Source organism: Alcanivorax sp., assembly GCF_051117345.1.
Taxonomy (GTDB): domain Bacteria; phylum Pseudomonadota; class Gammaproteobacteria; order Pseudomonadales; family Alcanivoracaceae; genus Alcanivorax.
This window is the reverse complement of the sequence record NZ_JBNPEC010000234.1, coordinates 15,442-30,517: the sequence shown is the minus strand read 5'-3', so window position 1 is coordinate 30,517 and position 15,076 is coordinate 15,442. Positions and strand designations below refer to the sequence as shown.

The 15,076-nt window shown below is 57.4% G+C and carries 14 protein-coding genes; 8 read left to right on the top strand and 6 right to left on the bottom strand.

Annotated elements, in window-relative coordinates:
• From ACFE0K_RS15060 to ACFE0K_RS15045, 4 genes are all read right to left on the bottom strand, one after another.
• Positions 1 to 625, bottom strand: a 625-nt coding sequence (locus ACFE0K_RS15060) for an SDR family NAD(P)-dependent oxidoreductase (RefSeq protein WP_434536839.1), incomplete at its 3' end; no start/stop codon positions are given.
• Between the two features lie 146 nt (positions 626 to 771).
• Positions 772 to 1,818 carry a phosphotransferase family protein gene (locus ACFE0K_RS15055; protein WP_434536838.1) on the bottom strand — a complete coding sequence of 349 codons (1,047 nt, stop codon included), beginning with the start codon at positions 1,816 to 1,818 and terminating at the stop codon, positions 772 to 774.
• A 79-nt stretch (positions 1,819 to 1,897) separates the two neighbouring features.
• Complete coding sequence (locus tag ACFE0K_RS15050; protein ID WP_434536837.1) at positions 1,898 to 3,106, bottom strand: acyl-CoA dehydrogenase family protein; 1,209 nt, start codon at positions 3,104 to 3,106, stop codon at positions 1,898 to 1,900.
• Positions 3,107 to 3,151: 45 nt separating this feature from the next.
• On the bottom strand, positions 3,152 to 3,829 hold the full coding sequence (locus tag ACFE0K_RS15045; RefSeq protein ID WP_434536836.1) for a histidine phosphatase family protein: 678 nt from the start codon (positions 3,827 to 3,829) through the stop codon (positions 3,152 to 3,154).
• 184 nt (positions 3,830 to 4,013) lie between these two features.
• On the opposite strand from ACFE0K_RS15045, the gene ACFE0K_RS15040 reads away from it, so the two are divergent.
• Complete coding sequence (locus ACFE0K_RS15040; RefSeq protein ID WP_434536835.1) at positions 4,014 to 4,790, top strand: enoyl-CoA hydratase/isomerase family protein; 777 nt, start codon at positions 4,014 to 4,016, stop codon at positions 4,788 to 4,790.
• A gap of 154 nt (positions 4,791 to 4,944) precedes the next feature.
• Here the strand turns inward: ACFE0K_RS15040 and ACFE0K_RS15035 are convergent, their stop codons facing one another.
• Positions 4,945 to 5,574, bottom strand: coding sequence for a TetR/AcrR family transcriptional regulator (locus ACFE0K_RS15035; protein WP_434536834.1), 630 nt, complete (start codon positions 5,572 to 5,574; stop codon positions 4,945 to 4,947).
• A 214-nt stretch (positions 5,575 to 5,788) separates the two neighbouring features.
• On the opposite strand from ACFE0K_RS15035, the gene ACFE0K_RS15030 reads away from it, so the two are divergent.
• The 6 genes from ACFE0K_RS15030 (at position 5,789) to ACFE0K_RS15005 (ending at position 13,155) form a co-directional block, all read left to right on the top strand.
• Positions 5,789 to 6,256: a MaoC family dehydratase gene (locus ACFE0K_RS15030; protein WP_434536833.1), complete on the top strand. Its 468-nt coding sequence runs from the start codon at positions 5,789 to 5,791 to the stop codon at positions 6,254 to 6,256.
• A 44-nt stretch (positions 6,257 to 6,300) separates the two neighbouring features.
• Complete coding sequence (locus ACFE0K_RS15025; RefSeq protein WP_434536832.1) at positions 6,301 to 7,221, top strand: SDR family oxidoreductase; 921 nt, start codon at positions 6,301 to 6,303, stop codon at positions 7,219 to 7,221.
• A gap of 166 nt (positions 7,222 to 7,387) precedes the next feature.
• Positions 7,388 to 8,593, top strand: coding sequence for an acetyl-CoA C-acyltransferase (locus tag ACFE0K_RS15020; RefSeq protein WP_434536831.1), 1,206 nt, complete (start codon positions 7,388 to 7,390; stop codon positions 8,591 to 8,593).
• A 530-nt stretch (positions 8,594 to 9,123) separates the two neighbouring features.
• The gene (locus tag ACFE0K_RS15015; protein ID WP_434536830.1) at positions 9,124 to 10,890 is read left to right on the top strand and encodes a DUF1302 domain-containing protein; all 1,767 of its coding nucleotides are present in this window, start codon (positions 9,124 to 9,126) and stop codon (positions 10,888 to 10,890) included.
• A gap of 64 nt (positions 10,891 to 10,954) precedes the next feature.
• Positions 10,955 to 11,575: a hypothetical protein gene (locus tag ACFE0K_RS15010; protein WP_434536829.1), complete on the top strand. Its 621-nt coding sequence runs from the start codon at positions 10,955 to 10,957 to the stop codon at positions 11,573 to 11,575.
• Positions 11,576 to 12,111: 536 nt separating this feature from the next.
• On the top strand, positions 12,112 to 13,155 hold the full coding sequence (locus ACFE0K_RS15005) for a 3-deoxy-7-phosphoheptulonate synthase (RefSeq protein WP_434536828.1): 1,044 nt from the start codon (positions 12,112 to 12,114) through the stop codon (positions 13,153 to 13,155).
• 238 nt (positions 13,156 to 13,393) lie between these two features.
• Here the strand turns inward: ACFE0K_RS15005 and ACFE0K_RS15000 are convergent, their stop codons facing one another.
• Positions 13,394 to 14,296: a PhzF family phenazine biosynthesis protein gene (locus ACFE0K_RS15000; protein ID WP_434536827.1), complete on the bottom strand. Its 903-nt coding sequence runs from the start codon at positions 14,294 to 14,296 to the stop codon at positions 13,394 to 13,396.
• Positions 14,297 to 14,643: 347 nt separating this feature from the next.
• On the opposite strand from ACFE0K_RS15000, the gene ACFE0K_RS14995 reads away from it, so the two are divergent.
• Positions 14,644 to 15,076 (top strand): formylglycine-generating enzyme family protein (locus ACFE0K_RS14995; RefSeq protein WP_434536826.1); only part of this gene is annotated, 433 nt, incomplete at its 3' end.

Here is a 15,076-nt window from a genome sequence, read left to right as displayed (position 1 = left end):
CGTAGATGGCCTCGGTGGTAAACAGGGCACCGGCTAACTTGGTTTTGGGGAGGCTCGGCAGCAAAGCATTGCCCCGCAGTTTGAACTGGGCGCATTCCTGGGCGAATGATTTGGTCATGCTGATCACCGCCTCCTTGGATATGTAGTAGATCGCCTGCATGTCGCCCGGCGTGAGGCCGTTCACCGAAGCGGTGTTCACGATGGCACCACCGCCGTGTTCGCGCATCAGCTTGGCGCCTTCCACGGACATGTAGAAGTAGCCGCGCAGGTTCACATCCACGGTCTTGTCGAAGGCATCTACCGGGGTGTCCAGAATATGCCCGAAGAAAGGATTGGCCGCAGCGTTGTTGACCAGAATATCCAGCTTGCCGTGCGCCTCACGAATATGGGAAAAGATCGCCTGAATCTGCGCCATCTCGCCGATATGGCAGGGAAAGGCTTCGGCGCTACCGCCGTCGGCCTTGATCGCATCTGCCACCGCCTGACAGCCATCGATCTTGCGACTGGAGACGATCACGTGGGCGCCCTGCTCCGCCAACAGTCTGGCAATCTCTTCACCAATTCCCCGGCTGGCGCCGGTGACCAGGGCAATCTTGCCCTCAAGATTAAAAAGGGTGGTACTCATTACAACTCTCCCGATAAAAAGCGGCAAGCTACAAGCCGCAAGCTTCAACGCGAGCAGACCCTGTAGCCATTCGAAAAACGGAAAAACCGCGCCGCAACGTCAACGTGGTTTTCCTTGTAGCTTGAGGCTTGCAGCTTGAAGCTGCTTTACGCCCCTTCTTTGATGATCTCAACGGCCATGGAAGCCAGTGGCTCAACCAACGCACCGACTTGAAACGCCTCCTTGCTGGACGCGTTCCCATCCACGGCCCGTTTCGCCACACCCTGACAGATGGCAGCAAGACGGAAGAAACTGAAGGCCAGATAGAATTCCCAGTTGTCGATGCGGTCGATGCCACGACGCTGGCAGTACTGATCGACATACTCTTTTTCCGTGGGGATCCCCAGTGCCTTGCGATCAACACCCTGCAGGCCCGCCATCTTGGCGCCCCGTTGTGGCATGCGCATACCCATACACTGGTAGGCCAGGTCCGCCAGTGGGTGCCCCAGGGTGGACAACTCCCAGTCCAGCACCGCGATGACCTTCGGTTCGCTGGGGTGCCACATCATGTTGTCCAGCCGGTAGTCGCCATGCACCAGCGATACCTGGCCATCGTCTTCCGGCTGATTGGCCTGCAGCCAGTCGATCAGCTCATCCATAGCAGGAATGTCCTGCAACTTTGAGGCTTCGTACTGCTGGCTCCAGCGGCCCAGCTGCCGCTCGAAGTAGTTGCCGGGCTTGCCGTAATCTGCAAGGCCGACCTCGTCCAGATCCACACTATGCAAGGCCGCCAGCACCCGGTTCATTTCTTCGTACATGGCAGCGCGGGTAGCATTGCCTGACTCGCCCTCGCCTGCTTCCGGCAAAGAGGCGCCCCAAAGGATGCGCCCTTCACAGAACTCCATTACATAGAACATGGAGCCGATCACGTCCCGGTCTTCGCACAGATGCAGTACCCGTGGTACCGGCACATCCGTGTCCTTCAGGGCCGCCATAACGCGGAACTCGCGATCCACCGCATGGGCAGACTTGAGCAGCTTGCCCGGCGGCTGCCGACGCAACACATAGGCGCCGGATGGCGTGGTGATCTTGAAGGTGGGGTTGGACTGACCGCCTTCGAACTTGTCAGCCTCGATGGGCCCCTTGAAGCCATCGATGTGCTGCTCGAGATAGTCGGCCAGTTTCTGTGTATCCAGCGTATCCACCTGGGACATGGAGCTCTCCTGTTATTCTGTCTGCTGCGCAATAGGCAAAGCCCGGAGTGCAATAAACACCCCGGGCAAACACCGCTTCTCAGGCGAAGTATTTGGCCAGGTTGCGGCCCAGCTGCATCATATGCACCTGATCCGGTCCATCCGCCAGCCGCAAAGTGCGGGCATAGCTGAAGAAGTTGACCAGTGGGGTATCCTGGCTCAGCCCCGCCGCCCCGTGGACCTGAATCGCCCGATCAATGACATTTAACGCCATATTGGGTGCAACCACCTTGATCATAGCGATCAAATCCTTGGCGACTTTGTTACCTTCGCGGTCCATGGTGTCCGCCGCCTTCAAGGTCATCAGGCGCGCCTGCTCGATTTCACAGTAGGAACGAGCCAGATCTTCACGCACTGAGCCCTGCTTGCTCATGGGCTGGCCGAACACCACACGCTCATTGACACGCCTGGCCATCAACTCGAAGGATTCCTGGGCAGCACCGATCAGACGCATGCAGTGGTGGATGCGGCCCGGACCCAAGCGGCCCTGAGCAATTTCAAAGCCACGCCCTTCACCCAGGATCATGTTTTCCTTGGGCACCCGCACGTTGTCGAAGACCACTTCCGCATGGCCTTCCGGCGCGTCGTTGTAACCAAACACCTGCATCGGGCGCACGATATTCACCCCGGGAGTGTTCATGGGCACCAGAATCTGGGACTGCTGCGCATGGCGATTCGGATTATCCGGATCGGTCTTGCCCATCACGATCATGATCTCGCAGGTCTTGCGCATGGCTCCGCTGATATAGAACTTGCGGCCATTGATCACGTAGTCGTCGCCGTCACGCTCAATGCGGGTTTCGATATTGGTGGCATCGGACGACGCTACTTCCGGCTCGGTCATGGCAAAGGCACTACGGATACGACCTTCCAGCAGCGGTTGCAGCCAGTCTTTTTTCTGCTGCTCATTGCCGTACTTGGCCAGCACTTCCATATTGCCGGTATCCGGCGCGGCACAATTAAAGGCTTCTGAGGCAATACGGCTTCGCCCCATTTCCTCGGCCAGCGGCGCGTATTCCAGATTGCTCAGGCCGGCACTGTAATCCCCGTATTCCTTGGGCAGGAACAGGTTCCACAGCCCCTTGGCCCGGGCTTTCTCTTTCAGCTCTTCCATTACCGGCGGGGTTTCCCACGGGCTTTTTTCCAGCTGCTCGTGGTAAAGGCCTTCCACCGGACGAATCTCGGTGTCGATGAAATGGCGTACCCGGGCAATCAGGTCCTGCACTTTTTCTGTGTATTGAAAATCCATGTCGCTCTCCCTTGTTTGCTTATTCGTTACAGTCTTTGTGCTGCGTTAAAAGTAGGTAATGGCTTCAAAGCGATCCGGACGATCCAGGTGTGGCACATTGTTGAAACTGGCCATGCGCACCGCATTGTTATTAAAGAAGCCGTGGCTCACGCTGCTGTTTCGAATCTGCAGGTTCAGTTCCACCACGGTGTCATCGGCGGCGTTGAGGGCATGTTTGAGAAACATGGCCATGGCACCACCGGAACTGACAATCAGAATGCGTTCCCTGTCGCTGTACTGCTGCTGAATATGATGGCGGGCCGCCAGCACCCGGTCAGAGAAGGACTGCCAGGTTTCCGGCAGGTCACCGGTGAGCTCGTCCAGTCGCCAATGCTTCATGGCCGTTTTCAACGCCTTGTAGAACGCCGCCACTGGCGCACCTTCACCGGGAGCCTGTTCCGGATACTGGCTCAGGTAGGCATCGACGATAGACTGAAAGTCGAACTCATTAAGCCCGGCGTGAATATCCTCCGGCAACGCCACGCCCAACCCTTCACAGATTCCGGCACCGGTTTCCCGATGGCGCACCAGATCCCCGGAGAGCAGCGCATCGAAGCCCATGTCCCGTTCGGCGAAATACTCCCCCAGCCAGCGAGCCTGCTGGTGACCGAGTTCGGAGAGACGGTCATAGTTGTCGGTGCCGAACGATGCCTGTCCGTGGCGGACAAGGTAGAACTGGGCCATGTGGAATCCTTACAACGGGCAAGAGATCGGGTAGCAATGATCCCAGCCTAGTGCAGCCCCTTGAGTTAGTGAAATTGATATTTTGAATCCGGCAGAATGAATATGCTGCATGGCGATTAGTCTGTTATACGGAATAGTGTTCCGATACCTTCGATTCCTGCCCTCTAACAGCCGGAGCCCCCTCATGACAGATCTGACCTTCACCAGTGGTTTTGTTCAGGCCAGTGAAAAAGGTGCCGTCCTGCATCTGACGCTGGATCGAGCCGACAAGCTCAACGCCATGACCACCAGCATGTACCAGGACCTGACCCGTGCGGTAAACCATCTGGCAGAGACGGACGATCTGCAGGTGTTATTGCTCACCGGCAACGGCCGTGCCTGGTGCGCGGGCAACGATATCGGCGATTTCCTTAATGCGGACCCGGCCAGCCGGGACAACGGCAAGCTCAGCCCCGCCATGGTGCTGGTACACGCCCTGATGGCCTTGGACAAACCCGTGGTGATTGGCGTGCAAGGCAACGCCACCGGCATCGGCACTACCCTGCTGCTCCATGCGGACCTGGTGGTCGCCGCCGACGATGCGCGCTTCCAGACCGCGTTCATTAACCTGGGGCTGGTACCGGAAGCGGGTTCCAGCCTGCTCCTCCCCGCCCTGATAGGTCGCCAGAATGCCAACCGCCTGCTACTGGCCGGCGATACCCTGACAGCAGAGGAAGCGGAGCGCTGCGGCCTGGTCGCCTACCGGGTCACTCCTGACGAACTGGACCCCACCGCCCATGCTCTAGCCCAGCGACTGGCAGAGAAATCTCCAGCAGCCATGGCCATGACCAAGCAACTGCTGCGCCAAAGCGACGCAGCCATCAAGACCCAGATCGAAAAGGAAAGTGTGTTGTTTGCCGAGCGGATGTTTAGTGAGGATACAAGAGAGCGATTTGCGGGGTTCTTGAAAGGCGGGAAATAAGTGAACAGTTAACAGTGAATAGTTAACAGCGACGCGAATCTTGTGTTGCTGTTATCAAACGTAAGAGGCCGCGCCCAGGGGATGGACGCGGCCTCTTTGCGTTGAAACCATTACGCGCTGGCGCGCGGCGCTGTTAACTATTCACTATTAACTGTTAACTCCCTTTCATCACTCCCCGCAGCGCCACCAGCACCACCTCATCCACCACATCCTGCCGCTGTGCCGGCGTTTCCGTGTCGCGGGGCTGGTACCAGTTGATCACCGAGTTCATGGCGCCGAAGACGGGCTTGATGGACATTTTCGGTCGCGCGGCACGCATGGAACCGTTGGCAATGCCCTCTTCCAGCACGGTCAGAAACAGACCCTCGCAGCGCTTGCGACGCTCCTGCAAGCGCTCGAGCTGAGCACGCTGTGCCTCGGTAGTACTGCTGCGCAGCAACATCTGCACTGCTTCCGAAACAGTGCGCTGGTAAGGCTGGGTACGAATCAGGGTGCGCACATAGCAACGAGCCATTTCGGTAAAACGTTCCGGGGCAGGCAGATCGGAACCGACAACCGGTTCCAGCTCTTCAAAAAGCGCATCCATGGCCCGGTGGTGGATCTCGAAGAACAGCTGCGCCTTGGAGTCGAAGTAGTGATACACCATTCCCTTGGTGGCAGACAGACGCCGGGCAATGTCATCAATGCTGGTGGCATTGAAGCCCCTCTCCATAAAACACAGGGCCGCCGCGTCGAGAATCGCATCGCGGGGGTCGGTAAGCAGGGCTTCACTTTGTTCTGACATGGTGCTCCTCAGTCACGGTGCAGACCAATATTATCGGAAAATAGTGACATACCCGGGCCCGCCCACCATTGACCCTCCCGCACAGCAGTGACGGAATTCTCGCCCTTCATGGCGCTTTTCACCCTTTACGGCCAGTTACGCCACTCCCATACTATTATTTTTAAAATAATATTCTGAAAATATGGCGCATTCGCGCCACTACAGGGAGAGCCACATGAGCAGAGCGCAGATTACGATTGAGGAACTGCAGGCAAAAACCGGTGAAGCCGTCGGCGTGTCCCAGTGGCGCACCGTGGACCAGCAGCGTATCGACGGCTTTGCTGAGCTGACCGAAGACCCCCAATGGATCCATACCGACCCGGCGCGGGCCGCAAAGGAAAGCCCTTTCGGCACCACCATCGCCCACGGCTTCCTGTCCCTGTCGCTACTGTCCGCCATGGCCATGGACGTGCTGCCCACCATCAAGGGCCAGGTAATGGGCATCAACTATGGCTTCGACAAGGTGCGCTTCATGAACCCGGTGCGCGAAGGTAGCAAAGTGCGCGGCAAATTCACCCTGCTGGAAGTGAAGCAGCGCTCCGATAACGAATGGCAACTGCGCCATGGCGTGGAAGTGGAAATCGAAGGGCAGGACAAACCCGCTCTGATCGCCGAATGGCTGAGCCTGGCGATCGTCAAATAACAGTCGCGAGTACCGAGTGACGAATCTTCAGGAGAGCAACAACAATGACAATCCGTTTTTACAATCAGGTGGCTATCTTCACCGGGGCCGGCAATGGCCTGGGCAAATGCCACGCTCTGGAGCTCGCGCGTCTGGGCGCCAAGGTCGTGGTCAATGACTTCGGCGGTGCTCGCGATGGCAGTGGTGGCTCTAGCGAAGCTGCCGAGCAGGTAGTCGCTGAAATCCGGGCCGCCGGTGGTGATGCGATGGCTAACGGCGCCGATGTGTCCAGCCCGGAACAGGTGGACGCCATGGTGAAACAGGCCATCGAGACCTGGGGCCGCATTGATGTGCTGGTCAACAACGCCGGCATCCTGCGCGACAAGAGCTTTGTGAAAATGACCCAGGACGACTGGGACAAAGTGGTCGCCGTTCACCTGACCGGCTCTGAAATCTGCACCAAGGCGGTATGGCCAATCATGCGCGAACAGGGCTACGGCCGTATTGTCATGACCACCTCCACCTCCGGCCTGTACGGCAACTTCGGTCAGGCCAACTACGGCGCTGCCAAGATGGCCGTGGCCGGGCTGATGAATACCCTTTGCATCGAAGGGGAAAAGTACGACATCAAGATCAACTGCATCGCACCTACCGCAGCGACGCGCATGACCGAAGATCTGATGCCCCCGGAAGTCCTGGCTATGCTGGAACCAAAGGAAATCACCCCGGCGGTACTGTTCCTGTGCAGTAACAACGCGCCGACCCACCGCATCGTATTGGCAGGTGCCGGCTGCTACGCCATGGTTCGCCTGATGGAAAGCGAAGGCGTCTACCTGGATGAAGACGAGCGGAATGTGGATGGTGTCGCCGCCCATTTCGAACAGATTGGCAACATGGACAACGCCCGGGAAATTCTCGCCGGCGGCGACCATGTGACCAAGATTCTCACCAAGGCCGCCCAGGCCAAAGGCATCAAGTTGGGTTAAAGGACAATAGCGAGTGGCGAGTACCGAGTTACGAAAGGCAAAACCAGAACACCTTAGCAACCAGGATTTGTACTTCGAAACTCGGTACTCGTCACTCGCTTCTCACATACTTTAGGCTGCTGCACGCTCCCCCCACAGCAGCCCTAATCTGGACCAGGAGAGAGCCATGAGCAGAGAAGCCGTAATCGTATCCACCGCCCGCACCCCCATTGGCAAAGCCTACCGGGGCGCGTTCAACGACACCCAGGCCCAGGCGCTGGGTGGCCATGCCATCAAGCACGCCGTGGAGCGCGCCGGCATCGACCCGGAGACCATTCAAGACGTGATCATGGGCGCGGCCCTGCAGCAGGGTAGCACCAGTGGCAACGTGGCCCGCCAATGCGCCCTGCGCGCCGGCCTGCCCACCAGCGTGTCCGGCATGTCCATGGACCGTCAGTGCGCGTCCGGCCTGATGGCCATTGCCACCGCTGCCAAGGAAATCATCGTCGATAACATGGATGTGGCCGTGGCCGGTGGACTGGAGTCCATCTCGCTGGTGCAGAACGACAAGATGAACACCTTCCGCGCCGCCGACCCGTGGCTGAAACAGCACCGCCCGGACATCTACATGTCCATGCTGGAAACCGCCGAAATCGTCGCAGACCGCTACAGCGTACCCCGCGATGCCCAGGACGAGTACGCCTACCAATCCCAGATGCGCACTGCCGCCGCCCAGGAAGCAGGCAAGTTCGACGACGAGATCGTTCCCATGACCACCGTCATGAAGGTGATGAACAAGGAGACCAAAGAGGTTTCCGATCAGGAAGTCACTTTGGCCAAGGACGAAGGCAACCGTCCGCAGACCACCCTCGAAGGCCTGCAATCCCTGCAACCGGTCTTCAAGGGTGGCCAGCAGGTACAGGAAGGCGGTTTCATCACCGCCGGTAACGCCTCCCAGCTCTCCGATGGCGCCAGCGCCTGCGTGCTGATGGAAGCGAAGGAAGCCGAACGACTGGGCCTTCAGCCGCTGGGAGCCTACCGCGGCATGGCCGTAGCCGGCTGCGATCCGGACGAGATGGGCATCGGCCCGGTGTTTGCGGTTCCCAAGCTGCTCAAGCGTTTCGGCCTCACCGTGGATGACATCGGCATCTGGGAGCTCAACGAAGCCTTTGCCAGCCAGTGCCTGTACAGCCGTGACCGTCTGGGCATCGACCCGGAGAAATACAACGTGAACGGCGGCGCCATTTCCATCGGCCACCCCTACGGCATGTCCGGTGCCCGCATGACCGGCCACGCCCTGATCGAAGGCAAGCGCCGGGGCGTCAAGTATGTGGTAGTGACCATGTGCATTGGTGGTGGCATGGGTGCCGCCGGCCTGTTTGAAGTGTTCTGATTTCTGTCTCTGACTTCCCCTTCAGGGCGCCACGCGGCGCCCTTTTTTTGTCTTCACAATCTGGGTCCACTGCCGAGCAAAACCTTGCTGTGATTTTCTGCGATGAAATTCTTTAGCAAATGTGTCAAAGCTCACAAATAACACTAAAATGAAATCTTCTTTTATTTGTTACTCTGGGTAACGAATTACAGTACACAGTAAACACCATCTCTAATATCGTTTCTTTCTCTTGCTCTTAAATCACGAAAATCCCATAAAAAATACCGGCCTTATTCCAGAAAAAGGCTTTTCTCTCCCCATAACCCCTCAACTTCGACCTTGGTCCGTCTTGACCACATACCCACCGGTATGTATGAATTGAATCCGACGCATCGCTTTTTGAAATCATCGTTCAAAAAAATGAAAAGCGAGGGTCAGGATTTTAACGCCCGATGGGACCGGGCGTGACAAACAAGTGCGCTACAACAACGTTCACAACAACAAACGGAATGTCTACCCGGCTCATCACTGGGTAGTGGGAGAGCAAAATAATGCGAAGCAAAGCGATCGCTGTCGGCTGCAGCAGTGCCCTGGCTCTGGGCCTGCTGACAGCCGCAGCCCCGGCCATGGCTGGCGCAAAACAGTTCAATGAAGACGTCAGCGTCAAATGGAACCTGAAAGCCTCCGTGGGCGCTATTTCCCGTATGGAGTCTGCCCGCAAGGAAAACCTGTTTGCCGGTGATACCCCCGGCGGCACCTCTGGTTCCGCCGTCTCCGACGACGGCAACCTTAACTATGATGGCGGCGAAGTAGTGTCTGCCGTCGCCAAGGCTGTGGGCGACGTCAACCTGCAGTACAAGAACTACGGCCTGTTTGTGCGTGCCAAGGGCTGGTACGACTACGTGCAGAAAGAGAAGGATGTGCCCCACGGCAACTTCCCCAATGAATTTGTCGGCGGTGAACCGCTCAGCGATGACGGCTTTGATCGCAACTCCAAATTCCAGGGAGCCACCTTTCAGGATGTCTTTGTCCACGGAACCTTCCAGGTCAATGAACAGCCTCTGAAGCTGAAGGCGGGTCGTCAGACTCTGCTGTGGGGGCGCAGCCTCTACTCCCGGGGTTCGCTAAGCTCACTGAACGCTATCGACCTGGCAGCCCTGCACCGCCCCGGTGCCGAGTACACCGAGTTCCTCAAGCCCGCTGGCATGGTCACCGCCGATTACACGTTTACCGACCGCCTCTCCATGAAGTCCTTCTACCAGTATGAGTGGCGGGCAGCGAACCTGGATGGCTGCGGCACCTTCTTTTCCACCCTCGACAACACCGCCGTAGGCTGTGACGCCACCTTCTCCAGCTCGGTGATTATTCCCAACAAGACCGCCTACGAAAATGGCGTCTACATTCCACGTCGAGACGAAAAAGAGCCGGATGATGGTGGCCAATACGGGCTGAAATTCGACTATGCCTTCCCGAAATCCAAGGCCAAGGTGGGCGCCTACTTCCTGAACTATCACATGCGTCTGCCGATCTACTCGGTGACCAAGGAAGATAGCCCGCTGGCGCAGGGGATTACTGCTGGCAACGACATCGCCTACTTCTATGAATACCCGGAGGATATTCAGGTGATCGGCCTGACCGCCGACAAGACCTTCGAAGGGGTCGGCAACCTGGCCATGAACCTGAGCTACCTGCCGGACATGCCGGTCCAGATCAACACTCCGGACATGACCACCGCCCGGGTACTGGAAGCCAACGGCGTGCCCGCAGCCGCGGCCCAGGGCTTTGCCAGCGTTCCCCAGGACACCATCGACTACGTCTACGGTTCCGGCAACGAAGTCACCGGCTTCAAGGAATTCGATATTCAGCGTGCCGAGGTGACCTTCACCACAGTCATTCCCAAACTGCTGGGAGCCCAGAAGACCATCGTTTCAGCCCAGGTAGGCTCCGAGTTCATTGACGACCTGCCGGATCAGGAAGACATGCGTTTCCGCCGCCACACCAACTTCGGGGTTGGCGAGCTGGGTGAGGATGGCTATGTGACGGACTTCAGCTGGGGCTACCAACTGACGCTCAAGTCTACCTATGCCAACGTCATTGGCCCGGTAGCGCTGACCCCGTCGCTGACCATGAAACATGGCGTGGAAGGCTACTCCAGCGATGACGCCCTGCAGGAAGACGAACGCAGCCTGGGTCTGGGCGTGGGCATGAGCTACAAGAAACTCAGCGCCGACCTGTCCTACACCACTTATAACGATGCCAAGTACAGCGTGGTCAACGACCGGGATTATCTGTCCCTGAGCACCACCTACAACTTCTGAGAAGGCAACGGACACCGCAGGCTGCCCTTCAAGGGAGCCTGCCAAACAGAATGAGGATGGAACGATGAGAAAACTGCAATTTGCCATGGTGGCCCTGTTCGCTGCGCTGCTCGCCGCCTGTGCCACCGGCTACCATGATACCCGTATGGTCAACACCCAGACCGGCGTGGAAAAAGCCCCCCAGGGGCCCTACCAGTCACTGGTGGTGGGGGTTCTGGTGGAGCATGAACTGCGTGGCCACCTGGAAAATGCCATTGTCGCCAGGTTTGCCGAACAGGGCATCCAGGCCACCGCCGCCCATACAGTCTTTGGTGACAAAGGCATCGAAGGCAAAAGCCGTGACTATCTGGCGCAGCGCATGAAGGAAAACGGCTTCGACAGCGCCCTGGCGATCCACCTGGAAGAGCAGCGCACCGAAACCCTTGAAGTCAAAGGCGACCCGGGGGCGGCTGTACCGGTCGCCGGTACCATGACCATGCGCCCTCAGGTGTTCAGCGACGACTTTTTCGTGAACGAGGACATCTATGTGGTTCGGCTGGACCTCTGGGACGTGGACCAGCAAGCGATTATCTGGCAAGGCAACACCGTCAGCTTCAACACCGGCGGCTTCAAGGGCCTGGAAAAAGGTGCAGGCCACTTCGCCCAGGTCATCACCAACGCCATCGGCAAGGCCGATATCTTCTGATCCTGTTTTCTCCTTGATTGTCTCCACCTTCCTTGCCCACTTCGGTGGGCATTTTTTTGCCTTGTCCTGTCACGATCCTGTCATGCTGACCCGGCATATTGACCACCTATCAAGCAGAGAGGCTCGCCCTCTTGCTTCTGACGGGCGCCATCGCTAGGCTTGAGAACTGAATTCAAAGAGATTTCACCATGAACGTAGCCCTGCACAATCACAGCATCAATGCAGACCGCAAGCCGGTCGGCACCGTTGTGCCCGCTGCCTTCTATTATGGGTATTGGTTTAGCCGCTCGCGCGCCTGACCGTTACCCAGGCGCGCCCGCTACGGGACGCCTGCCGAATTAAGAAAACCCCGGTCGGTATCCCGCCCGGGGTTTTTTATTGCCCAAACAACAGCACCACAGAGGACAAACACAATGTATCGATATGGCCAGCACCACAAAGAATCGCGATTTAGCCAGTGGCAAAGCCCGCTCCAGCGAACACTACGATCGAATCACGCGCGACGGTAACCGCGCACAGAACAGTAAGGAACGCCCATGCAACAGACACAGAGCACCACCGCCATCCCCGCCGACACCAGTCTGCGCCGCAGCTTGCCATTGCCCTCCCCCGCCGTGCTGCGCGAGCGCCTGCCGGTGGACGCCCAGCTGGCAGCACAGATCCAGGCCCATCGACAGACCGTGCGCGATATTCTCAATGGCACCGACGACCGCCTGCTGGTGATCACGGGCCCCTGCTCGCTCCATGACCCGAAATCTGCACTGGAATACGGCCACCGCCTGAGCGAACTGTCCCGTCACCTGGATGACAAGATCTTGCTGGTGATGCGTGCCTACGTGGAGAAACCCCGTACCACGGTGGGCTGGAAAGGCATGCTCTACGACCCACATCTGGACGGCAGCAACGACATCGCCACCGGGCTGAATGTCTCCCGCCACCTGTTGCTGGACCTGGCCCGGTTGGGCCTGCCGCTAGCCACCGAGCTGCTGCACCCCATGGCTGCCGATTACCTGGGCGACCTGCTTAGCTGGGCTGCCATCGGCGCGCGCACCACCGAATCCCAGATCCACCGGGAAATGGTCAGCGGCCTGCCCATACCCGTGGGCTTCAAGAATGGCACCGACGGCAGTATCGATGTGGCCAGCGACGCCATGAGTGCCGCTGAGCACCCTCACACTCACCTGGGCATCGACGACAATGGTCACAGTGCGTTGCTGCAGACAGCCGGCAACCCGGATACCCATCTGGTGCTGCGCGGTGGCCATCATGGTCCTAACTACGATGCCGATAGCATCCGCACTGCCGTCGATGCCCTGCAGAGCAAAGGGCACAACCCACGACTGATCGTGGATTGCAGCCATGCCAACAGTGGCAAAGACCCGCTCAAGCAGCCGGAGGTGCTGCACGATCTGCTTGAACAGCGGCGCAAGGGTGAAAAACATATCGCCGGTGTCATGCTGGAAAGCCATCTTCAGGACGGCAAACAGCCCCTGCAGAAACCCCTGCAGTACGGCCTCTCCATCACCGATGGTTGCCTGGGCTGGGACCGGACGGAACAGTTACTCTGTAGTATCGACTAGAGCGGTTCACGGAGACAAACCTGGCAGGAAAGATTGATCCAAATCACGACACTGGCGCTTATTCAGTAAAGGCGGCGGTGCCGTGATAATGTCTACATAACAGACAGGAGGCCTGCATCATGACTCTGGAACAACTGATTACCGCTTTCGTGCTGTTCCTCTGCGGCATTGCCGTGGTGGCATTTATCGTATATCTAAAAAATCAGTCCAATAAACGATAAATAGGAGACCACCAAAATCAGCTGTAAAGCAGCTTCCCTACCCCCATCTTGATCACGTTACCGCCAATGCGGCATTTCACTTCCTTGCCCGGCTTCTTGTCGAACTCCGCATGCAGAATACTCTTGCGGGTATCAGGGCTACCCCGATCAATAGACAGCGTATGTGTACCCGTAGCGGTGTCTTTCTGCTCTGCCAGATAGGCAATAAACTCCGGCATCACATTACCGATGGGCGGAAACATATCCAGGGGAAGGTTCGGATTCAGCAAGCGCCCGTGAAACTCGGAACTGCCAGTAATACTTCCCGGCGCAAACAGGAACAATTCCGAGGTATAGACACCGCCAAACAGATCCGCCCAGCGCTCCACATTCAAGCTCGCCGCCAGCACATGCTCGGGCTTGGTAACCGGAATGATCAACGTAGGCGTCTCCACGCTGACCACCATGGGCTTGTACTTGCTGAACGAGATATGCTTTTCATCAATATTCAGGGCAGCGGCCAGGCGGGGAATTTCCGGGGTATAGCGGTCAATCGTGGGCGTCAGAACCCGGGCAAACTGGATCGAACCTGACCGGCTGTTGCCCGTATCGATAAAGCTTTCAATCAACTGCTGGTTCTGCCTGAACAGAAACGACGCGAAAGCCCCTTCATCCTTGGCAAGCCCCATCTCATGAGCCACATAGGACGCCGCCAGAATGGTATGCGCCCCGAACAACTGCTGCCCCTTGCCATTGAACACGCTCACCGGCATGTCCTTGCCCGGCTCGATAAACACCGTCTCCGTCTGCTGAAACTCACTGGCAATCGCCATCTTGCTGGCATCACTGGTGCCCACACCTTCCAGCTTCACCACAGGAATTTGTGTGCCTTGAAATGGGGCATCGGCAAATACATCAAGTAGCGAATAATCGAGAGCCATCGTCTTCACCCTGTTTTGTTGTGATGACTACGACTATGCCGGATGAAAGAGGGATTGCAATGGGGATTTAAAATACATTTCCAGGTTGATAGCCCAGGAACACTTCCCGCGTCACGCGGAGCCGAAAACCCGTAAAGAAAATCAATACAACAAAATGACGCCCTCCATTTAAGTTATGAAAACCCCAGTAAATCGAATTTCCATCACGGTAAACACTACCGGCTCATAAATATTTCAGAGCCCTTTCAACCGGAATCTTGAACCCTGCACACAGACAACCTAACCACATTTTTCTAGGGTAACCAGCGGCATTGGACGCCAGTTTTAAGCACAAGGAATGCACCCACATGGAACACTCTTTCTTATTTATTACCCGCCTTGCTCTCTTACCCCTTTCCCTGCTTGCAGGCTGCGGCAGTAGTGCAGATATCAGCAAGGCCGAGCAAAAGGTCATTGATCATACTCTGAACTCCCTGGTCTTCGTGGAAGGTGGCACCTTTACCATGGGTCACCCGCAAATCACCAAGACCGTGGAAGTGACCCTCGACAGCTACTCCATACAGGCCTACGAGGTGTCTTACTGGGAGTTTGATACTTTTACCCAAGCAACCGGACGCCCCTTTCAAAACGAGGAAGCCATGGGTGAACCGTTACGCGAACCCGAAAACGCGGCATGGAGAGTTACATGGTATGACGCCCAGAACTATTGCCACTGGCTGGGCGAGCTGACAGGTCTGCCCTTTGAGCTACCGACTGAAGCCCAATGGGAGTATGCCGCCA